We start from the raw sequence: 20,950 nt of genomic DNA, 5'->3' as shown, positions 1-20,950 counted from the left end.
GAACAGGTTCCCGAAGGATAGCAAATGGTCCGCCGCCGCGAGCATCGGCCGGACGGCCAGGTTTTGCGGACCGCGAAATACGATAGACTCGTCGCCAGTCAAGATGCCGCCCCCGGGCGTCTTCGTCTGCCATTCAGCCCATCGATGCGCTATTCGGTCGAAATCAGAAAGTTTTTTTACAGCCAGTACTTCTTCGGCGGCCTGCGGATCGCGGTCGGCGTCTCGCTGCCGGCCGTGCTGTGCCTGATCGTGTTTCACAACCGGGAGCTCGGCTTCACGATCTCGACGGGCGCGCTCGGCGCATGCGTCGTCGACATGCCGGGCCCGCTCAAGTACAAGCACAACGAAATGCTCGCTTGCAGCGTGATCGGTTTTCTGGCCGCGCTCGCAACCGGCCTCGCGACACCGAACATCTTCGTGCTGTGGCTCACCATCGTGCCGCTCACCTTCGTGCTGTCGCTGATCGTCGTCTACGGCAACCGCTGGCCGCAGATCAGCTTCGCCACGCTGTTCATGATGGTGATGACGCTCGAGGAGAAGTTCACGCCGCTGCAGGCGTTCGTCAACGCCGGCTGGATTCTCGCGGGCGGCCTCTGGTACACGTACTGGGCCACGCTCGTGTCGCAATGGCAGGCGCGCCGGATCGAGCAGCAGGCGCTCGCCGAGAGCCTGTTCGCGTGCGCCGACTACCTGCTCGCGCGCGCGCAGTTCTACGATCTCGATGCCGATCTCGACGAGTGCTACCGCAATCTCGTCGCGAAGCAGATCACCGCGGTCGAGACGCAGGAAACCGCGCGCGACATCGTGCTGCGCAACCTGCCGAAGCTGCGGCGCGGCAAACTCGACCCCGGCCGCACGACGATGTACAACCTGTTCATCAACAGCGTCGACCTGCACGAGCTGTTCGTCGGCGCGCACACCGACTACCCGCTGGTGCGCAATACGTTCGGCGGCTCCGATCTGATCATTTTCTACCGCGACCTGATCCGCAAGGCGGCCGCCGATCTCGAGGAGATCGGCCTCGCGGTGCTCGAGAACCGCGCACCGCATTCGCGGATCAGCGTGAAGGCCGAGCTGCGCGCGATCGAGTACGAGATCGAGCTGATGCGCAAGAAGAACTTCCCGGCCACCAACGCGGAAGCGTATGCGGCCGTGCTCGCCACGTTCCGGCGGATCTGGAGCGCGACGCGCCTGATCGAGCGGATGCGCCGCAACCTGTCGGGCCACGCCGATCCGCAGCAGACCGAATTGAAGATCGACAAGGCGCTCACGCGCTTCCTGCAGCGTCGCCGGATGTCGCCGCTGCTGATCTTCTCGAACCTGAACATGCGCTCGCCGAGCTTCCGCCACGCGCTGCGCGTGACGATCGCGGTGGCGGTCGGGTTCTGGCTCGGCCGGCTGCTGCCGCTCACGAATGCATACTGGATCGTGATGACGACCATCATCATCCTGAAGCCCGGCTACTCGCTCACCAAGCAGCGCAACGCGCAGCGGATCATCGGCACGCTGATCGGCTGCGCGGCGAGCATCGCGCTGATCTACACGGTGAAGGAGCCGCACCTGCTGATCGCGATCATGTTCGGGTCGATGGTGATGAGCTACAGCCTGCTGCTGTTCAACTACGCGGCGAGCGTCGTGTTCACGTCATCGTACGTGCTGCTGATGTTCCACCTGCTCGCGCCGGGCAGCATGCGGATCATCGGCGAGCGCGCGATCGACACGGTGGTCGGCTGCATGATCGCGATCGCCGCGAGCCGGCTGTTCCCGTACTGGGAATACCGGCTGATGGGCAAGCAGGTCGCCGACATGCTCACCGCCACCCGCAAGTATTTCGAGGCTGTGTGGCGCGCCGGGCGCGGCATGTCGCCGCCGCCGGTGCCGGCCGCCGACGGCGCGGCCGTCGTGCCGGTCGTCGCCGCGGCCATCGAGACACCGGCCACGACGCTCGACGACGACTACCGCTACCGCCTCGCGCGCAAGGACGTGCACATCGCGTTCGCGAATCTCGGTCAGGCGTTCCAGCGGATGATGATCGAGCCGAAGGCGCACCAGCGCTTCGTGCCCGAACTGAACGACCTGCTGGTGCAGACGCACGTGCTCGGCGCGCAGATCACGGCCGCCGCGCCGCTGATCCGCACGGCCTGCGCGGCCGACGGCAGCATCCTCCACGACGACGCGCTGCATCGCGGCCTGGCCGCGGTGCTCGAGAATCTCGAGAAGGCCGAGGCCGGCGAGCCGCCGCCCGCCGATCAGCTCGACGCGTCGAAGCAGATCACGCGCGACCTCGACGCGATGGTCGTGTCCGCGGAGAAATCCGACGCGGTGGGTGCCGAGCTCACGCACGACCTGAAGGTGCTCGCGCACCAGTGCAAGCAGATGCTCGCGTCGTCGCTGCTGATCCGCAAGGATGCGAGCGTGATCCGCCTGCCCGCCTGACCGCGGCTTTACCTCGCCGGTGGCCCGCCCGCGCACGCCGCGGATCGGCTCCCGGCGCTCCCCGATTCAGCGATCCCCGAACCATGACCCGCCCATTCCACGCGGCCTGCGCCCTCGAAGCGCGACCGCCGAGTCCCCTATTGCGTCCGCCACGCCAGTCAGGGAATACCCGATTCCGGTCACCGGGCCCGGCTTGTTATCATTCGTTCACATTTAAGTTGTATATACAACTTAAGCCAATCGGACCGGCCCCGCTCGCCCGGTCCGTCGCATAACGATATCGGAGACACGATGAAAAACTTGCAGCGCCACCTGAGCGCGCGGCACATCCGCTTTCTCGCGCTGGGTTCGGCGATCGGCACGGGCCTGTTCTACGGTTCGGCGTCCGCGATCCAGCTCGCGGGCCCGGCCGTGATCCTGGCGTACATCCTGGGCGGCGCGGCCGTCTACATGGTGATGCGTGCGCTCGGCGAGATGGCCGTGCGCGAACCCGTCGCCGGCTCCTTCGGCCACTACGCGACCGAGAACCTCGGCCCGTTCGCCGGATTCGTCACCGGCTGGACCTACACGCTCGAAATGGTGATCGTCGCGATCGCCGACATCACCGCGTTCGGCATCTACATGGGTTTCTGGTTTCCGGATGTCCCCCAATGGATCTGGGTGCTCGGCGTTGTCGCGATCATCTGCGGGCTGAACCTGTGCCACGTGAAGGTGTTCGGCGAACTCGAGTTCTGGCTGTCGATCATCAAGGTCGGCGCGATCGTCGCGATGATCGGCGGCGGCGTCGCGATCCTGCTGACCGGCATGCACTTCGGCCACTCGGCCGACGTGCCGACGTTCGCGAACCTGTGGAACCATGGCGGCTTCCTGCCGAACGGCGTCGGCGGGCTGATCGCGTCGCTGTCGGTCGTGATCTTCGCGTACGGCGGGATCGAGGTGATCGGCATGAGCGCCGGCGAGGCAAAGGATCCGGAGCGCGTGATTCCGCGCGCGATCAACGCGGTGCCGGCGCGCATCCTGCTGTTCTACGTGCTGACGATGGTCGTCCTGATGTCGATCAGCCCGTGGACGGGTGTCGGCGGCGACGGCAGCCCGTTCGTGCAGATCTTCTCGGCGCTCGGCGTGAAGTCGGCCGCGACGATCCTCAACCTGGTGGTGATCAGCGCGGCGATCTCCGCGATCAACAGCGACATCTTCGGCGCGGGCCGGATGATGTTCGGGATGGCGCGCCAGGGCCAGGCGCCGCGCGTGCTGATGACGACGTCGCGGCACGGCGTGCCGTGGGTCACGGTGCTCGTGATGGCGGTCGCGCTGCTCGTCGGCGTGCTGCTCAACTACCTGATGCCGAAGGACGTATTCCTGATGGTCGCGGCGATCGCGACGTTCGCCACCGTGTGGGTGTGGCTGATGATCCTGCTGTCGCAGGTCGCGATGCGCCGCCGGCTGTCGAGCGCCGACGTCGCGGCGCTGAAGTTCAAGGTGCCGCTGTGGCCGGTCGCACCGGCACTGACGATCGCGTTCATGGGCTTCGTGATCGTGATGCTCGGCTGGTTCGAGGACACGCGCGTCGCGCTGTATGTCGGCGCGGCCTGGCTCGCGCTGCTCGCGGTCGTGTTCTACGCACGGATCCGCCCGAAGTTCGCACCTGCGTCACGTTGACGCACGACTGACCTGCGTATGCGGCGCGCCGGTTCCGGTGCCCGCTTCTCTCCCGGCTCCGCGCGAGATCTACCGCGCCAACGGCCGGGCACTCATCCCCTTCACATGCCCCCTGCGTGCGCGGCCCGCCGGCCGCGCATCGGCACGTCAGTGCGAAGCCGCGCTCGCGGCCTCGGCCGGATGGGCCTCGTCGTACGCGTGCTTCTGCGAAATCGCGTTGTACAGGATCGTCCCGATCACGAGCAGCACGGCCACGACGATCAGGATGCTCACGTTGCGGACAGGGTTCTTCTTGCGCTGATCGTTCATGGTCGGGGCGACTCCGTCAAATTCATCGAAGCGGGCATTCTACGCGCTTGCGCCACCGCCGCGACGTCCCGTTTCCGATCCCTGCCCCGCCCTTTCCCGTCGCCCGCCGCACGCTTTCATTTGATAATCATTCCCATTTCGATCTAGAATCCGGAGTCTTTCATTTTGTAATGTTCCGGATCGCTCGGGCGGCAGGCGCGCCCCGGAACGCTCCCTTCGTCCGCCTGCCCCACCGGAGTCTTCATGTCGAACACGCGCACCCGCCTGCTGCCGCTCGCCGGCGCCCTCGCCCTTGCCGCGGCCGCATTCGCGCCGCTGGCCCATGCGGCCGAGGAAGTGAGCCTGTACACCACCCGCGAGCCGAAGCTGATCCAGCCGCTCATCGACGCCTTCACGAAACAGAGCGGCGTCAAGGTCAACACGGTGTTCGTGAAGGACGGCCTGCTCGAGCGCGTGAAGGCGGAAGGCGCGCAGTCGCCGGCCGACGTGCTGATGACGGTCGACGTCGGCAACCTGCTCGATCTCGTCGACGGCGGGCTCACGCAGCCGGTGCGCTCCAAGGCGCTCGACGACGCGATTCCCGCGAACCTGCGCGGCGCGAACGGCGACTGGTACGCGCTGTCGCTGCGCGACCGCGTGCTGTACGTCGAGAAGGACCTGAAGGTCGATGCGTTCCGCTACGAGGATCTCGCCGATCCGAAATGGAAGGGCAAGGTCTGCATCCGCTCGGGCCAGCATCCGTACAACACGGCGCTCGTCGCCGCGATGATCGCGCACGACGGCGAAGCGACGACCGAGAAGTGGCTGCGCGGCGTGAAGGCGAACCTCGCGCGCAAGGCGACGGGCGGCGACCGCGACGTCGCACGCGACATCCTCGGCGGCATCTGCGACGTCGGCCTCGCGAACGCGTACTACGTCGGTCACATGAAAAATGCCGAGCCCGGTAGCGATGCGCGGAAATGGGGCGACGCGATCAAGGTCGTGCGGCCGACGTTCGCGAACGCGAAGAGCGGCGGCACGCACGTGAACATCAGCGGCGCGACGGTCGCGAAACACGCGCCGCACAAGGCCAACGCAGTGAAGCTACTCGAATACCTCGTGTCGCCGGAAGCGCAGGCGCTGTATGCGCAGGCGAACTACGAATACCCGGTGCGCGCGAACGTGAAGCTCGACCCGGTGATCGCAAGCTTCGGCACGCTGAAGATCGATCCGTTGCCGCTGACGGACATCGCGAAGCATCGCAAGCAGGCAAGCCAGCACGTCGACAAGGTCGGCTTTGACAACTGACGCATCGTCCGCCGGCGCGCGCGGCCAGTCATGCCGGCCGCGCCCAAGGCCACGCGCGGGCAGCCTGTGGCTGATCGCGGCGCTGGCGATCGCGGCGGCGGTCGCGGCGCCGCTCGCGGTGCTCGTGGCCGCCGCGTTCGACGCCGATCTCGCGCACTGGCGGCATCTCGCCGAATTCGTGCTGCCGCAGGCGCTCGTCAATACGTTGCTGCTGCTTGCGGGCGTCGGCGCGATCGTGTCGATCGTCGGCACGGGCTGCGCGTGGCTCGTCACCGCGTACGACTTTCCCGGCCGCCGGATACTGACGTGGGCGCTGCTGCTGCCGCTCGCGGTTCCCACCTACATCGTCGCGTTCGCGTATCTCGACCTGCTGCACCCGATCGGCCCCGTGCAGGGCGCGGTCCGCTGGCTGCTCGGCTTCGACAGCCCACGCCAGTTCCGCCTGCCCGACCTGCGCTCGCTGCCGGGCGCGATCTTCGTGCTCGGCTTCGTGCTGTATCCCTATGTGTACCTGAGCACGCGCGCGATGTTCGTCACGCAGTCCGCGAGCCTGCTCGAAGCCGCGCGCACGCTCGGCGCGGGACGCATCGCCACCTTCTGGCGCGTCGTCGTGCCACTCGCGCGGCCCGCGATCGCGGTCGGCGTGAGCCTCGCGCTGCTCGAAACGCTGAACGATATCGGCGCGTCGGAGTTTCTCGGCGTTCAGACGCTGACCGTGTCCGTCTACACGACATGGATCACGCGCTCCGACCTCGCCGGCGCCGCGCAGATCGCGCTCGCGATGCTCGCGATCGTCGTCGGCATGATCGTGCTCGAACGCTACGGACGCCGTCGCCAGCGCTATGCGCATGGCCGACGCATGCGGCCGATCGCCCCGCGCCGCCTGACGGGCACGGCCGCATTCAGCGCCGCCGTGCTCGGCTGGCTGCCCGTGCTGCTCGGCTTCGGCGCGCCGGCCGCGTACCTCGTGGTCGAGACGGCCAAGCGGTTGCATCTGGTCGGCGGCGTATCCGGACAACTGATGACCGGGCTCGCGAACACGTTGACGATCGCCACCGCCGCCACCGCCGCGACGCTCGCATGCGGGCTCGTCGTCGCCTGGGCCGCGCGCGCGCAACGCGACAGCGCCCGTGCAGGGCCGGCCCGCGTGTGCGCGAGAATCGCGAGCCTCGGCTATGCGGTGCCGGGCACCGTGCTCGCGATCGGCCTGCTGATCCCGTTCGCCGCGGCCGACCGGCTGTTCGGCGCGGCACTCGGCCGCGACGGACTGCTGCTGATGGGTTCGGCGGCCGCGCTCGTGATCGCCTATACCGTGCGCTTTCTCGCGATCCCGGCCGGCAGCATCGAAGCCGGCCTCGCGCGCATCCCGCCGTCGCTCGAACACGCGGCGCGCTCGCTAGGCGAGACGGCCGGCGGCACGCTGCGCCGCGTGCACCTGCCGCTGCTGCGGCCCGCGCTCACGACGAGCGCGCTGCTGGTGTTCGTCGACGCGATGAAGGAATTGCCGGCGACGTTGCTGCTGCGCCCCCTGAACTTCGACACGCTCGCGACCTGGCTGTATGCGGAAGCCGCGCGCGGCACCTACGAGGAAGGCGCGGTCGCCGCGCTCGCGATCGTGCTGGCCGGGCTCGTGCCCGTGATCCTGCTCGCCCGCACCCGCCACAAGATCGGAGCCTGACACCGTGAACCTGCTTGAACTCGACGACCTCTGCCTCGCCTACGATACGCCGCACGGACGCCGCACCGTGGTCGACGGGCTGAGCCTCGCGCTGCCGCGCGGCGACATCGGCTGCCTGCTCGGCGCGTCGGGCTGCGGCAAGACCACCGTGCTGCGCGCGATCGCCGGCTTCGAACCGGTGCGCATGGGACGCATCGTGCTGGACGGCGCACCCGTCGCGGCGCCGTCGCTCGACGTGCCGCCCGAACGGCGCCGCATCGGCATGATGTTCCAGGATTACGCGCTGTTCCCGCACCTGAGCGCGGCAGACAACGTCGCATTCGGGTTGCGGCGGATGCCGAAGAACGAACGGCGCATGCGTGTCGCGGAGATGCTCGAACTGGTCGGCCTCGCCGATTCCGGCAACGCCTATCCGCATGAACTGTCGGGCGGCCAGCAACAGCGTGTTGCACTCGCGCGTGCGCTCGCGCCGTCGCCGGAGCTGCTGCTGCTCGACGAGCCGTTCTCGAATCTCGACGTCGATACGCGCGAGCGGCTCGCGTTCGAGCTGCGCGACATCCTGAAACGCACGGGCCACACCGCGATCCTCGTCACGCACAACCAGGCCGAAGCATTTGCCATTGCCGACCGGATCGGCGTGATGAAGGACGGCCGGCTCGCGCAATGGGATACGCCGTACGCGCTGCATCACCATCCGGCCAGCCCGTTCGTCACGGATTTCGTGCGCCGCGACGCGCTGGCCGACGAACGCGCACGCGCACTGGCGCGCGGCCGCTGAACCCGCGGGCACGATGCGCGCCCGCGTCGTTTCATTGCCGCGTTTCGTTGCCGCGTTATGCGGGCTCGGCAAGATCGCGCACGGGCAGCGCGGTCGAATACTTGATCTGCTCCATCGCGAACGACGAGCTCACGTCAAACAGCGGCACCGCGCGAATCAGCTGCTTGTAGAGGCGGTCGTAATCGTCGATGCCGGCCACCACGACGCGCAGCAGGTAATCGGTTTCGCCGCTCATCCGGTATACCTCGACCACTTCCGGCATGTCGCGCACGGCCTGCGTGAAACGCTGCGCCCATTCCTCGGTGTGCTGGTTCGTGCGGATCGCGACGAACACGGTCGTGCCGACCCCGAGCTTGCGCGGATCGCACAGTGCAACCTGCGCGCGAATCGCGCCGGTTTCCTTGAGCCGCTGCACGCGCTTCCAGCACGGCGTCTGCGACAGGTTCACGCGCTGTGCCAGTTCCGCGATCGGCAGCGTGGCATCCGACTGCAACAGCTCGAGCAGCTTGCGATCGATGGCGTCCATTTCTCCAGTCCCTCGTAGATAGAAATTTATTCTATTCATCCTGCACAACGGGGAACAATATGAAAACCACCTCACCGCGTCGACCGGTATAAATACCGATCCGGTGCGCGCGCGACGCGAGCGAATCCGCCGGCACACGGCACGCGCCAAATGAAACAGGCGATCCCGCCCGTCAAGGTGGAATCGCCTGGCGTTCCTGCGCGTCGCGGCCAGCCCGGCGCCCACGCGCCACTGGCCCGCGCACCGCTCAATACGCGACCGTCGCGATCTCGCGCACGAAGCTGTCTTGCTCGAGCGCGTCGACGAACGCGATCGCGTAGTCTTCCGCCGAGATCTTGCTGTTGCCTTGCTCGTCCGCGATCAGCTTGCCGACGCCCGTGCGGAACGTACCCGTGCGTTCACCCGGGGCGATCAGCGCGGCCGGCGCGAAGAACGTCCAGTCGAGATCGACGACCGTCTTCAGGTAATCGAGTGCGTCGCGGTGTGCGAGCGCGACCGCCTTGTACGCTTCCGGGAAACCTTCGCTGTCGACGAGCTGCTTGCCGGGTGCGACTTCGAGCGAACCGGCACCGCCCACCACGACGAGCCGCTTCAGCCCCGCCTGACGCGTACCGGCGACCAGCGCCTTCACGGCCGCGACGACCTTCGACGCCTCGTCCTGCTTCGGACCGTACGCGCTCGCGACGACGTCATGGCCCGGCAGCGCTGCCGCGATGCTGGCCGCGTCGAACAGGTCGGCCGCCTTCGCGGTGATGCCGTCGACGGCCGTGCCGGGATTGCGCGACAGCGCGGTCACGCGATGGCCCCGTCGTGCGGCTTCCGCGGCGATGCGCGAGCCAATCATGCCGGTGGCGCCGAACAGCGCGATATTCAAGGTACGTTGCGTCATATCGATTCTCCAGTAAGAAAAATATGTAATCGTCATGATTACATATAAGATCGAAAAAAATGGGGCAAATCCCCCGTTGCGCCGGTCGTCGCGCCTCTCGCGCCGCCCGGCTTCCTGCCCTGCCTGCCGCCGGTTACGCGCCGGCGCCCGCCGCATGTCACGTGCGCTGCTCCAGATCCAGCACGTCGGCCGTGACGTCCGCCAGCGTACGCGTGGCGAGCGACGCTTCCATCGCACGCTGCGCATCACCAATATAGCCGATCAGCGCGCCCTGGATATGCCGTCCGACGAGACACGCGGGGTTCGGTGCCTCGCGGTGCAGCGCGAACAGTTGCGCTTCGTCGACCGCGCGATACACGTCGAGCAGCGTGATCGCGCCGGGCTCGCGCGCCAGCAGCGCACCGCCGCCCGCGCCGAGCTGCGACGTGGTCAGCCCCGCGGCTGCCAGCATCGACAGCAACCGGCGGATCAGCGCCGGATTCGTGTTCACGCTGCCCGCGATGATATCGGACGACAGCGGCACACCTTCCTGCATCGACAGCAAAGCAAGCACGTGGACGGCAAATGCAAACCGGCTGCTGGTATTCATTCCTGACTCACCTGACGACGCCGGCCCATCCCGCGGCCGGCGACATATGTAACCACTATAATTACATTTCGCGGATCATGCAAGCCCGCGTCACTCGCCGCTCGCGGGCTTGGCGCCCGACGTATTCTGCTGGCTCCACTGCTGGAGCTTCTTGCCGGCTTCTGCGATCTTCGCGCCGGCCTCGGAAGCCGCATGCGCGACGACCGCGGACGCGGCCGCGTCGATCTGCGCCTGCGCGGCGGATGCGAGGCCGCTCGCGGACAGCGGCGGCACGGCCGACGCCGCGGACGCGATGCCGGCCTTCGCGGCGTTGATCTGCTGGTTGACGGTGCTCGCCACCTGGTCGAGCGCCTTGGCCGCGTTGTTCGCGGCATCGGCGGCCGCGCTCGCGGCCGTATCGGGTTGCGTGACCGGCGCACCGGACTTCTCGCAGCCCGCGAGCAACAGCAGCGCAACGGCAGCCACGGCCGTCAGTACGGATCCGGGCACGCGACGCGCGCGCGATGTCTTCATGTTCATCAGCAATCTCCGGCCGCGCGTCGCGCGGCCTCGTGGTTGGACCGACGTCGATGATACCGCCTGTGGAACAGGGCCAATCGCACTCCGTTATTTAAAATGGCTTTCAATTTCGGACTCGTCTGATTCAATCGCACACGCGAGGACACTAAAGTGGACACGCTTCAATCCTCTTTGGACGTGCCCCCTTTTTCTCATGGATTTCCTCGTCGACTGGTTCATCGCCCTGGCCGCCGTGCTCGCCGCCACCCTGTTCCTGTGCCTGCGCCCGCCGTCGGCGCGCCGCCTGGCCGAATGCGGGCGCCCGCGCCGCGTCGCGTCCGCGCGCCTGCTCACGCAGGCCGTGATCGGTTTCTGGACGGCCGCGCTGATCGTCGCGGAAGGCATCCTCGGCCCTACCGCCGACGGCCAGTCGCTTGCGGGCTTCGCCGCGCTCGCGTTTGCCGCGCTCGGGCTGACAACCGTCGCCGCATACTGGTTCGCATGCGCGCTGCGGCTGCGCCGGCCGCCCCTGCTGTTCCCGCGCCACTGACGCGCCGCGACGGTGCGCAGCGGCGCCCCGTCGCGCACCACGCCGCACCAATCGCCACATCGCGCGCACCAGTTCCGCACGCGCCGCACCACACGCGTGCATCCGCCGTCACGCCGGGCTCGGGCCAGTCGCGCCCCCTTCCCGTGCACGGATTCACCGGAATGCCGCACCACGCGGCGTTGCGGCACCAACTCCACGCAGCCGTTCACCAAGTTGGCTCGATACTTGCGTTCCTTGCCCGTTTTTTGCGCAAGGAAGCCACGGTATGGTTGGTCTGAAATCCGGCGTCGACACACTGTTCCTGTTGATCGGCGCCGTCATGGTGCTCGCGATGCACGCGGGTTTTGCATTTCTCGAACTCGGCACGGTCCGCAAGAAGAACCAGGTCAACGCGCTCGTGAAGATCCTGGTCGACTTCTCGGTGTCGACGCTCGCGTATTTCTTCATCGGCTACACGATCGCGTACGGCGTCGAGTTCTTCGACGACATCGGCACGCTGTCGCAGCACAGCGGCTACGCGCTCGTGCGCTTCTTCTTCCTGCTGACCTTCGCGGCGGCGATCCCCGCAATCGTGTCCGGCGGTATCGCCGAGCGTGCGAAGTTCAATCCGCAGCTCGTCGCGACGCTGATCATCGTCGGCTTCATCTATCCGTTCTTCGAAGGGATCGCATGGAACGAACGCTTCGGCGTGCAGGCCTGGCTCACGCACGCGTTCGGTGCGCCGTTCCACGATTTCGCGGGCTCGGTCGTCGTGCATGCGTTCGGCGGCTGGGTCGCGCTGCCGGCCGTGCTGCTGCTCGGCGCGCGCCACGGCCGCTATGCGAAGGACGGCCGGATCGCCGCGCACCCGCCGTCGAACATCCCGTTCCTCGCGCTCGGCGCGTGGGTGCTCGCGGTCGGCTGGTTCGGCTTCAACGTGATGAGCGCGCAGACGCTCGACAAGATCAGCGGCCTCGTCGCGGTGAACTCGCTGATGGCGATGGTCGGCGGCACGCTCGCCGCGTGGATGGCCGGCCGCAACGACCCCGGCTTCACGTACAACGGGCCGCTCGCGGGCCTCGTGGCGGTGTGCGCGGGCTCCGACGTGATGCACCCGATCGGCGCGCTCGTGACGGGCGCCGCGGCCGGCGCACTGTTCGTCGCGATGTTCACCTGCGTGCAGAACAAGTGGCGCATCGACGACGTGCTCGGCGTGTGGCCGCTGCACGGCATGTGCGGCGCGCTCGGCGGCCTCGCGGCCGGCGTGTTCGGCCTGCCCGCACTCGGCGGTCTCGGCGGCGTGGCGTTCATGTCGCAGCTCGTCGGCACGCTCGGCGGCATCGTGATCGCAACCACCGGCGGCACGCTCGTCTACGGCGCACTGAAAGCGACTGTCGGGCTGCGTCTCGACCGCGAAGCCGAATTCGACGGCGCGGACCTGTCGATCCACCGCATTTCGGCCACGCCCGAGCGCGATTGAGCGCCTGGCGCACGCCCGGCACGTCATTACGTTTTCAATTCAAAAAACTTTCATCTAGCACCCCTACACTTCCGTCCAGTTTTCAATTTGCCTTCGCGGAGCTTGTCAGTCGCCTGCTTCGCGAAGGCCATTCTTCCAACAACTGAAACTGGACTCCACATGCCCGCGTTGCCCAATGCTTCCCGTCGTCAGGCCCTGAAGATCCTCGCCGGCGCGCCGATGCTTCCCCTTTCCGGCCTCGCGCTGCCGGCCCTGCTGACGGGTTGCGGCGGCGACGATCCTGCGTCGACGCCGGCCCCGGTCGCCGCCGCGTACACGTCGGCGACGTTCTCGGCGATGGCCGCCCCCACGCTCGACAACGCGGCCGCGATGGCCACGACGACGGTCGGCTCGACGCTGTCGGTGTCGTTCTCGGACGGCTCGTCGCGCAACTTCAAGCTCGCGTACCGGCCGTTCTTCGTGACCGGCGACCTGGTGCCGGACGGCAAGGGCGGCACGACGCTCGCGGGCGGCTACTACGACATCAACAACCAGCCGATCATCGATCGCTCGGTAGCCGGCAAGGAGCGCCAGTTCTATTCCGACTGCCCGGACGGCAGTTCGCTGCTCACGCTGAAGAATGCGAACGTGCCCGGTGTGAAGGGCAACACGGTGTTCGCGGTCGTGCAGTTCGAATACACGACGCGCGACCAGGCCAGCGCATCGCAGTACGGCCAGTTGCCGTCGCCGATCGCGGTGCTCACGCTCGACCAGGATCCCGCCACCGGCGCGCTGAAGGTCGTCAAGTACCACAACGTCGACACGTCGAAGGCGCACGGCCTGTGGATCACGTGCGGCGCGAGCCTGTCGCCGTGGGGCACGCACCTGTCGAGCGAGGAGTACGAGCCGGACGCGACGAAGGCCGCGACCGACGCGCAGTTCAAGGCGTTCAGCAAGAACACGTTCGGCGACGAGACGAAGGCGAACCCCTACCACTACGGCCACCTGCCCGAGATCACCGTGAATCCGGACGGCACCGGCACCGTGAAGAAGCACTACTGCCTGGGCCGCATCTCGCACGAGCTGATCCAGGTGATGCCGGACCAGCGCACCGTGATGATGGGTGACGACGCAACCAACGGCGGCCTGTTCATGTTCGTCGCCGACAAGGCGGCCGACCTGTCGGCCGGCACGCTTTACGTCGCGAAGTGGACGCAGACGTCGTCCGCCGGCGCGGGCACCGCGACGCTGACGTGGATCCGGATCGGCCACGCGACGAGCAGCGAGATCGAAGCACTCGCGAACACGCTGAAGGCGTCGGACATCATGGACCTGACGACCACCGACCCGAACGACGCGAGCTACACGAAGATCCACTTCGGCGGCAAGTTCAACTGGATGCGCGTGAAGCCGGGGATGGAAAAGGCGGCCGCGTTCCTCGAGACGCACCGCTACGCGGCGCTGCTCGGCGGCAGCATGGCGTTCACGAAGCTCGAAGGCACGACCGTGAACGCGAAGGACAAGATCGTCTACACGGCGATGTCGCGGATCGAGACGTCGATGGTCAAGGGCAACGCGGTGTCGCGCGACGTCGCGGTCGACAAGAAGATCGCCGCGGGCGCCGTCTACGCGCTGAACCTGAAGGGCGGCCAGCGCGACACGACGGGCAGCGCGATCGACAGCGAATGGGTGCCGGTCGACATGGGCGCGCCGGCCGCGCTCGTCGGCGAGGATCTCGCCGCGGCCGACGGGCTCGGCAACCTCGCGAACCCGGACAAGATCGCGAACCCCGACAACCTGAAGTTCTCCGAAAAGCTGCGCACGCTCTTCATCGGCGAAGACTCCGGCATGCACGTGAACAACTTCCTGTGGGCCTACAACGTCGACACGAAGTCGCTGGTACGCGTGCTGTCGTGCCCGGCCGGCGCCGAATCGACGGGCCTGCACGCGGTCGACGAGATCAACGGCTGGACGTACATCATGAGCAACTTCCAGCACGCGGGCGACTGGGAATCGCCGCTGCACGACAAGGTCAAGCCGACGCTCGATCCGCTCGTGCGCGCGAACTTCAAGGACCGCTTCGGTGCCAGCGTCGGCTACCTGACGGCCGAGCAGACCGGCATCAAGCTCGCGAAGGCCTGACCGGGCCACGCGAGGAGGGCCTGCCTCCCGGCCGGGCCCGCCCTTTCTTCATCACCGTTCATTCGTCGGCGCTCCACGCCGTTTGATGCGCGATGCCCCGTGCGGGCATCGCGCTTTTTTTGTGCATGCGAATCACGCAAGGCGCGCGCGCAAACAGCCCCCGCCTGCGTTCAAACAGGGGGTTTCGACGATCGGGGGATAATACGGGCCTGACGCGTCCGGGCGGACGAGCGGAAAGACGGGCAAAAAAAAGCGCCACGGAGACCGTGGCGCTAAAAAAGTTCTAGCCATTCCGAGGGCCGTGCTAGAACCTGAGAGACTGCGCGAAACATCGTCGCCGGTTAAACTCTTGAAACGATGTTTCGAAAACGTGAGACATTCTTTCCGTTTCCGCCCGACAAGTCAAGCGGTATTTGCACCGGTTCATGCACTTTCTGGCAACACTCATTTGAGCGTTTTCCTAATAAACCAAGGGTGAACCCGTAAAATCTCATCCCATGAACGGTTCACCCTCGGAATATGCATCCTTTGACAATAGTCCTACAATACCAACAAAATTGAAATCGAGTTTCGGAATTAGAGAGAATCCCTCGTGTCGACAACTGTAACCCCTCCCGCGTCGCGGGACCGTGAATCCTCGCCCGACGAGATCACCGCCCTCGCCCGCGGCCTTGCCGTCCTGCGTCGCATCGCGGCGGCCGATGCGCCCGTCAGCAACCGCGAGCTGACCGAACTGACCGGCATCCCGAAGCCGACCGTCTCGCGCATCACCGCGACGCTCGTCAGCGCCGGCTTCCTGTTCCAGTTGCCCGACAGCGAGCGCTTCGTGCTCACTGCATCGGTCCTCGAACTGAGCCACGGCTTCCTGCGCAACTTCGACATCCGCGCGCGTTCGCGGCCGTTCATGATCGAGCCGGCCGAACGCACGTCGCTGTCCGTGCACCTCGCGGTGCGCGACCGGCTCGACATGGTCGCGATCGACGTGATCCGGCCACGCTCGGCCGTGCTCGTCACGCGCCTCGAAATCGGCTCGCGGATGGACATCGCGCGCACCGCGGTAGGCCGCGCGTATCTCGCCGCACTCGAGGACGACGAACGCCGCCTGCTGCTCGAGTCGCTGCGCACCACGGCAGGCGACGACTGGCCGCATGTGTCCGCCCGCCTGAACCCCGCACTGGACGACGCGATGCGCGACGGCCACGCGATCGCGATCGGCGAATGGCGCGAGGGCCTGAATGCCGTCGCGGCCGGTTTCGTCGGCCCGTCGGGCCAGCGCTATTCGGTGAATTGCGGTGGCGCGTCGCACCAGTGCCCGCCCGAATGGCTGCATGAACACGTGGTGCCCGCGCTGCACGAATGCATCGCGAAAATCACCCGCGAAATCGGCGGCGCGCCGGCCCGGCGCATCAGCGTGTAATCGTTTCGTCATCGTCCTGTCGCGTTCTGTAACGACCGTAACCCGATGAAAGATTGGCCACTGGACTGTAACGGGGACGGGACGTAGGATCATGCCCATCGTCGCGCCGCACTCGCGGCGCGCACCGCTCTTTTCCCGCGCAGACCGGCGGGGGCCCGGACCGAGCCGGGCGCCCCCTCCCGGCACCGCTCGCCCACGCGCAGCCCAGCAGTCCGATTTCCGGCATGCCGCGCCGTCTTCCTGACAGATCACGATGGATAACGAACAAAAACCCACGCCTCCTTCGAAAGACCCCGCGTCCCCCGCCGCGCGGCGCCCGCGCGGCACGCTGATGGCCGGGGCGCTCGCGGTCGTCGTCATCGGCGGCCTGCTCTGGTGGCATCCGTGGAACCGCACGCCGGCGGCCGGCACGGCGGCGAGCGGCGCGGGCGCAAGCGCGGCCGGTGGTGCCGGCGGCCACCGCGGCCGCGGCGGCCCCGCCGCGATGGCGAACATTGCGCAGCCCGTGCAGGTCGCGACCGTGACGCAGGGCGAAATGCCGATCGTGTTGTCCGCGCTCGGCACCGTCACGCCGCTCGCGAACGTGACGGTCAAGACGCAGTTGTCGGGCTACCTGCAGTCGGTCTCGTTCCAGGAAGGCCAGATCGTCAAGAAGGGCGACGTGCTCGCTCAGATCGACCCGCGCCCGTATCAGGTGGCGCTCGAGAACGCCGAAGGCACGCATGCGCGCGACGCGGCACTGCTCGCGACGGCCCGCCTCGACCTGAAGCGCTACCAGACGCTGCTGTCGCAGGACTCGATCGCGTCGCAGACCGTCGATACGCAGGCGTCACTCGTCAAGCAGTACGAAGGCGCGGTGAAGACCGACCAGGCCGCGATCGATTCCGCGAAGCTGAACCTCACGTATGCGCGCATCACCGCGCCGGTGTCGGGCCGCGTCGGCCTGCGCCAGGTCGACCCCGGCAACTACGTGACGCCGGGCGACAGCAACGGCATCGTCGTGATCACGCAATTGCAGCCGATGAGCGTGATCTTCACGACGTCGGAAGACAACCTGCCGCAGATCCTCAAGCAGGTGAACGCAGGCCAGAAGCTGTCGGTCACCGCGTACAACCGCAACAACACGGTGCCGCTCGAGACGGGCTCGCTCGCGACGCTCGACAACCAGATCGACACGAGCACGGGCACGGTCAAGCTGCGCGCGAACTTCGACAACAAGGAAGGCATGCTGTTTCCGAATCAGTTCGTGAACACGCGCCTGCTCGTCGACGTGCTGCGCAACGCGACGATCGTGCCGACGTCCGCGGTGCTGACCGGCTCGATCGGCCAGTTCGTCTACGTCGTGAAACCCGACAACACGGTGACGGTGCGCAAGGTCACGATCGGCCCGGTCGACGGCGAGCGCACGAGCATCGTCAGCGGCGTCTCGCTCGGCGAGCGCGTGGTGACCGACGGCTCCGACCGCCTGCGCGAGGGCGCGAAGATCTCGATCCCGGCCGACAAGCCGAAAGGCGCGTCGGGCGCGCGCGGCGCCGGCGCGGCGTCGGGCGCATCGGATGCCGGCGGCCATCGCGGCGGACACAAGCACGGCGCGTCGCAGGCAGCGGCCCCCGCGGCCCAGTAACGCTCGGGCCGCTCGATGAATCCATCCCGCATCTTCATTCTCCGGCCGGTCGGCACCGCCCTCCTGATGGCGGCGATCATGCTGGCCGGTCTTGTCGCGCTGCGCTTCCTGCCGCTCGCCGCGCTGCCGGAAGTCGACTATCCGACGATCCAGGTCCAGACCTTCTACCCGGGCGCGAGCCCGGAGGTGATGACCTCGTCGGTCACCGCCCCGCTCGAACGGCAGTTCGGCCAGATGCCGTCGCTGAACCAGATGTCGTCGCAAAGCTCGGCCGGCTCGTCCGTGATCACGCTGCAGTTCTCGCTCGACCTGCCGCTCGACATCGCCGAACAGGAAGTGCAGGCCGCGATCAACGCGGCCGGCAACCTGCTGCCGTCCGACCTCCCTGCCCCGCCGATCTACGCGAAGGTCAACCCGGCCGACGCGCCGGTGATCACGCTCGCCGTCACATCGAAGACGCTGCCGCTCACGCAGGTGCAGGATCTCGCCGACACACGCCTCGCGATGAAGATTTCGCAGATCGCGGGCGTCGGCCTCGTCAGCCTGTCGGGCGGCAACCGGCCGGCCGTGCGCATCCAGGCGAACCCGACCGCACTCGCGCAATACGGGATGAACCTCGACGACCTGCGCACGACGATCTCGAACCTGAACGTCAACACGCCGAAGGGCAACTTCGACGGTCCGACGCGTGCGTACACGATCAACGCGAACGACCAGCTCACGAGCGCCGACCAGTACAACAGCGCGGTCGTCGCGTACAAGAACGGCCGCCCGGTGATGCTCACCGACGTCGCGACGGTCGTCGCCGGTTCGGAAAACACCAAGCTCGGCGCGTGGGTGAACAAGGAGCCCGCGATCATCCTGAACGTGCAGCGCCAGCCGGGCGCGAACGTGATCCAGACGGTCGACGCGATCAAGGCGCAGCTGCCGAAGCTGCAGGAAACGCTGCCGGCCGCGCTCGACGTGCAGATCGTCACCGACCGCACGACGATGATCCGCGCCGCCGTGCGCGACGTGCAGTTCGAGCTGCTGCTCGCGGTCGCGCTGGTCGTGATCGTGATGTACCTGTTCCTCGCGAACATCTACGCGACGATCATCCCGAGCCTGTCGGTGCCGCTGTCGCTGATCGGCACGCTCGCGGTGATGTACATGGCCGGCTTCTCGCTGAACAACCTGTCGTTGATGGCGCTCACCATCGCGACCGGCTTCGTGGTCGACGATGCGATCGTGATGATCGAGAACATCGCGCGCTACGTCGAGGAAGGCGAAACAGGGCTCGAGGCCGCGCTGAAGGGCTCGAAGCAGATCGGCTTCACGATCATCTCGCTGACGGTGTCGTTGATCGCGGTGCTGATCCCGCTGCTGTTCATGGGCGACGTGGTCGGGCGCCTCTTCCACGAATTCGCGATCACGCTCGCGGTGACGATCGTGATCTCGGCGATCGTGTCGCTCACGCTCGTGCCGATGATGTGCGCGAAGCTGCTGCGCCATTCGCCGCCGCCCGAGAGCCATCGCTTCGAGGCGCGCGTGCACCGGGCGATCGACTGGGTGATCGCGCGCTACGGAGTCGCGCTCGAATGGGTGCTGAACCGCCAGGGCTCGACGCTCGTCGTCGCGGTGCTGACGCTCGTGCTGACCGGGCTGCTGTACGTCTACGTGCCGAAGGGCTTCTTCCCCGCGCAGGATACGGGCGTGATCCAGGCGATCACGCAGGCCCCGCAGTCGATCTCGTACGGCGCGATGGCCGAACGCCAGCAGGCGCTCGCGGCCGAGATCCTGAAGGATCCGAATGTCGACAGCCTGACGTCGTTCATCGGCGTCGACGGCAGCAACATCACGCTGAACAGCGGCCGGATGCTGATCAACCTGAAGGCGCGCGACGACCGCTCCGAGACGGCTGCGCAGATCATCCGCGACCTGCAGCACCGCGTCGCCAACATCACCGGCATCTCGCTGTTCATGCAGTCGGTGCAGGACCTGACGATCGACTCGACCGTCAGCCCGACGCAGTACCAGTTCATGCTGACGAGCCCGAACGCGGAAGAATTCGCGACCTGGGTGCCGAAGCTCGTCGCGCGGCTGCAGCAGGAGCCGTCGCTCGCCGACGTCGCGACCGACCTGCAGAGCAGCGGCCAGTCCGTCTACATCGAGATCGACCGCGCAAGCGCCGCGCGCTTCGGCATCACGCCGGCGACCGTCGACAACGCGCTGTACGACGCGTTCGGCCAGCGCATCGTATCGACGATCTTCACGCAGTCGAACCAGTACCGCGTGATTCTCGAGTCCGAGCCGAAGGAGCAGCACTACGCGCAATCGCTGAACGACATCTACCTGCCGTCGGCGGGCGGCGGCCAGGTGCCGCTGTCGTCGATCGCGTCGTTCCACGAGCGGCCGTCGCCGCTGCTGGTCGCGCACCTGTCGCAGTTCCCGTCGACGACGATCTCGTTCAACCTCGCGGCCGGCGCGTCGCTCGGCGAAGCCGTCAAGGCGATCGACGCGGCCGAGAAGGACATCAACCTGCCCGCGTCGTTCCAGACGCGCTTCCAGGGCGCGGCGCTCGCGTTCCAGGCATCGCTGTCGAACCAGCTGTTCCTGATTCTCGCTGCCGTCGTCACGATGTACATCGTGCTGGGCGTGCTGTACGAGAGCTACATCCACCCGATCACGATCCTGTCGACGCTGCCGTCGGCCGGTGTCGGCGCGCTGCTCGCGCTGATGATCACCGGGCACGATCTCGACATCATCGGGATCATCGGCATCGTGCTGCTGATCGGCATCGTGAAGAAGAACGCGATCATGATGATCGACTTCGCGCTCGAGGCCGAGCGCGTCGAAGGCAAGCCGCCGCGCGAGGCGATTTACCAGGCGTGCCTGCTGCGCTTCCGGCCGATCCTGATGACGACGCTCGCCGCGCTGCTCGGCGCGGTGCCGCTGATCGTCGGCTCCGGCGCGGGCTCCGAGCTGCGCCAACCGCTCGGGATCGCGATCGCCGGCGGCCTGATCGTGTCGCAGGTACTGACGCTGTTCACGACGCCCGTGATCTATCTCGGCTTCGACTCGCTCGCGCGCCGCGTGCGCGGCTGGTTCGAACGCCACGGCCCCGGTGCCGACACGCGCACGGATGCGTAAG

Annotated in this window: 16 protein-coding genes; 11 read left to right on the top strand and 5 right to left on the bottom strand. The window is 67.1% G+C overall.

Going from position 1 to position 20,950, the window contains the following annotated elements; all coding sequences use genetic code 11:
* The first annotated feature begins 144 nt into the window (after positions 1-144).
* Entirely contained in the window at positions 145-2,436 is a 2,292-nt protein-coding gene (locus HWX39_RS09825) for an FUSC family membrane protein (RefSeq protein WP_175967411.1), read from the top strand.
* Between the two features lie 291 nt (positions 2,437-2,727).
* Positions 2,728-4,095: an amino acid permease gene (locus HWX39_RS09820; protein WP_175967409.1), complete on the top strand. Its 1,368-nt coding sequence runs from the start codon at positions 2,728-2,730 to the stop codon at positions 4,093-4,095.
* 147 nt (positions 4,096-4,242) lie between these two features.
* Here the strand turns inward: HWX39_RS09820 and HWX39_RS09815 are convergent, their stop codons facing one another.
* Positions 4,243-4,404, bottom strand: a complete 162-nt coding sequence (locus HWX39_RS09815) for a hypothetical protein (protein ID WP_006476417.1) — start codon at positions 4,402-4,404, stop codon at positions 4,243-4,245.
* Between the two features lie 243 nt (positions 4,405-4,647).
* On the opposite strand from HWX39_RS09815, the gene HWX39_RS09810 reads away from it, so the two are divergent.
* Genes HWX39_RS09810 through HWX39_RS09800 form a run of 3 tightly spaced genes read left to right on the top strand, consistent with a single transcriptional unit; the run spans position 4,648 to position 8,147 of the window.
* Positions 4,648-5,691 carry a Fe(3+) ABC transporter substrate-binding protein gene (locus HWX39_RS09810; RefSeq protein ID WP_175967407.1) on the top strand — a complete coding sequence of 348 codons (1,044 nt, stop codon included), beginning with the start codon at positions 4,648-4,650 and terminating at the stop codon, positions 5,689-5,691.
* Positions 5,681-7,369 carry an iron ABC transporter permease gene (locus HWX39_RS09805; RefSeq protein ID WP_175967405.1) on the top strand — a complete coding sequence of 563 codons (1,689 nt, stop codon included), beginning with the start codon at positions 5,681-5,683 and terminating at the stop codon, positions 7,367-7,369. The genes HWX39_RS09810 and HWX39_RS09805 overlap by 11 nt, the downstream gene beginning before the upstream one ends.
* Before the next feature lie 4 nt (positions 7,370-7,373).
* Positions 7,374-8,147: an ABC transporter ATP-binding protein gene (locus HWX39_RS09800; RefSeq protein ID WP_175967403.1), complete on the top strand. Its 774-nt coding sequence runs from the start codon at positions 7,374-7,376 to the stop codon at positions 8,145-8,147.
* Positions 8,148-8,202: 55 nt separating this feature from the next.
* Here HWX39_RS09800 and HWX39_RS09795 read toward each other — a convergent pair whose 3' ends face one another.
* From HWX39_RS09795 to HWX39_RS09780, 4 genes are all read right to left on the bottom strand, one after another.
* A complete protein-coding gene (locus HWX39_RS09795; RefSeq protein WP_175967401.1) occupies positions 8,203-8,673 on the bottom strand; it encodes an Lrp/AsnC family transcriptional regulator in 471 nt (156 codons plus the stop codon).
* A 247-nt stretch (positions 8,674-8,920) separates the two neighbouring features.
* A complete protein-coding gene (locus tag HWX39_RS09790) occupies positions 8,921-9,562 on the bottom strand; it encodes an NAD(P)H-binding protein (protein WP_175967399.1) in 642 nt (213 codons plus the stop codon).
* Positions 9,563-9,719: 157 nt separating this feature from the next.
* The gene (locus HWX39_RS09785) at positions 9,720-10,151 is read right to left on the bottom strand and encodes an Rrf2 family transcriptional regulator (RefSeq protein WP_175951788.1); all 432 of its coding nucleotides are present in this window, start codon (positions 10,149-10,151) and stop codon (positions 9,720-9,722) included.
* Positions 10,152-10,241: 90 nt separating this feature from the next.
* Positions 10,242-10,670: a hypothetical protein gene (locus HWX39_RS09780; RefSeq protein ID WP_175967396.1), complete on the bottom strand. Its 429-nt coding sequence runs from the start codon at positions 10,668-10,670 to the stop codon at positions 10,242-10,244.
* A gap of 193 nt (positions 10,671-10,863) precedes the next feature.
* Between HWX39_RS09780 and HWX39_RS09775 the strand changes: the two genes are divergently transcribed.
* The 6 genes from HWX39_RS09775 to HWX39_RS09750 all read left to right on the top strand — a co-directional run bounded on the left by HWX39_RS09775 (position 10,864) and on the right by HWX39_RS09750 (position 20,949).
* Positions 10,864-11,199 (top strand): hypothetical protein, encoded by a 336-nt coding sequence (locus HWX39_RS09775; RefSeq protein ID WP_175967394.1) that lies wholly within the window; start codon positions 10,864-10,866, stop codon positions 11,197-11,199.
* 265 nt (positions 11,200-11,464) lie between these two features.
* Positions 11,465-12,658 carry an ammonium transporter gene (locus HWX39_RS09770; protein WP_175967392.1) on the top strand — a complete coding sequence of 398 codons (1,194 nt, stop codon included), beginning with the start codon at positions 11,465-11,467 and terminating at the stop codon, positions 12,656-12,658.
* 159 nt (positions 12,659-12,817) lie between these two features.
* Entirely contained in the window at positions 12,818-14,779 is a 1,962-nt protein-coding gene (locus HWX39_RS09765; protein ID WP_175967390.1) for an alkaline phosphatase PhoX, read from the top strand.
* A 592-nt stretch (positions 14,780-15,371) separates the two neighbouring features.
* Complete coding sequence (locus HWX39_RS09760) at positions 15,372-16,196, top strand: IclR family transcriptional regulator (RefSeq protein WP_175967388.1); 825 nt, start codon at positions 15,372-15,374, stop codon at positions 16,194-16,196.
* Positions 16,197-16,449: 253 nt separating this feature from the next.
* Positions 16,450-17,820 carry an MdtA/MuxA family multidrug efflux RND transporter periplasmic adaptor subunit gene (locus tag HWX39_RS09755; RefSeq protein WP_175967386.1) on the top strand — a complete coding sequence of 457 codons (1,371 nt, stop codon included), beginning with the start codon at positions 16,450-16,452 and terminating at the stop codon, positions 17,818-17,820.
* Positions 17,821-17,835: 15 nt separating this feature from the next.
* Complete coding sequence (locus HWX39_RS09750; RefSeq protein ID WP_175967384.1) at positions 17,836-20,949, top strand: MdtB/MuxB family multidrug efflux RND transporter permease subunit; 3,114 nt, start codon at positions 17,836-17,838, stop codon at positions 20,947-20,949.
* Position 20,950 lies beyond the last annotated feature (1 nt).

The organism is Burkholderia sp. BCC0322, assembly GCF_902833045.1.
Lineage (GTDB): Bacteria > Pseudomonadota > Gammaproteobacteria > Burkholderiales > Burkholderiaceae > Burkholderia.
Note: the sequence above shows the minus strand (reverse complement) of the source record. Positions and strands in the feature narration are given on the sequence as shown.

What these genes read in the sequence shown, in the direction of transcription:
- HWX39_RS09815 (WP_006476417.1), bottom strand. Translation starts at nt 4,404, where the DNA reads ATGAACGATCAGCGCAAGAAGAACCCTGTCCGCAACGTGAGCATCCTG.
- HWX39_RS09790 (WP_175967399.1), bottom strand. Translation starts at nt 9,562, where the DNA reads ATGACGCAACGTACCTTGAATATCGCGCTGTTCGGCGCCACCGGCATG.
- HWX39_RS09750 (WP_175967384.1), top strand. Translation starts at nt 17,836, where the DNA reads ATGAATCCATCCCGCATCTTCATTCTCCGGCCGGTCGGCACCGCCCTC.
- HWX39_RS09765 (WP_175967390.1), top strand. Translation starts at nt 12,818, where the DNA reads ATGCCCGCGTTGCCCAATGCTTCCCGTCGTCAGGCCCTGAAGATCCTC.
- HWX39_RS09785 (WP_175951788.1), bottom strand. Translation starts at nt 10,151, where the DNA reads ATGAATACCAGCAGCCGGTTTGCATTTGCCGTCCACGTGCTTGCTTTG.
- HWX39_RS09820 (WP_175967409.1), top strand. Translation starts at nt 2,728, where the DNA reads ATGAAAAACTTGCAGCGCCACCTGAGCGCGCGGCACATCCGCTTTCTC.
- HWX39_RS09780 (WP_175967396.1), bottom strand. Translation starts at nt 10,670, where the DNA reads ATGAACATGAAGACATCGCGCGCGCGTCGCGTGCCCGGATCCGTACTG.
- HWX39_RS09755 (WP_175967386.1), top strand. Translation starts at nt 16,450, where the DNA reads ATGGATAACGAACAAAAACCCACGCCTCCTTCGAAAGACCCCGCGTCC.
- HWX39_RS09770 (WP_175967392.1), top strand. Translation starts at nt 11,465, where the DNA reads ATGGTTGGTCTGAAATCCGGCGTCGACACACTGTTCCTGTTGATCGGC.
- HWX39_RS09810 (WP_175967407.1), top strand. Translation starts at nt 4,648, where the DNA reads ATGTCGAACACGCGCACCCGCCTGCTGCCGCTCGCCGGCGCCCTCGCC.
- HWX39_RS09825 (WP_175967411.1), top strand. Translation starts at nt 145, where the DNA reads ATGCGCTATTCGGTCGAAATCAGAAAGTTTTTTTACAGCCAGTACTTC.
- HWX39_RS09795 (WP_175967401.1), bottom strand. Translation starts at nt 8,673, where the DNA reads ATGGACGCCATCGATCGCAAGCTGCTCGAGCTGTTGCAGTCGGATGCC.
- HWX39_RS09775 (WP_175967394.1), top strand. Translation starts at nt 10,864, where the DNA reads ATGGATTTCCTCGTCGACTGGTTCATCGCCCTGGCCGCCGTGCTCGCC.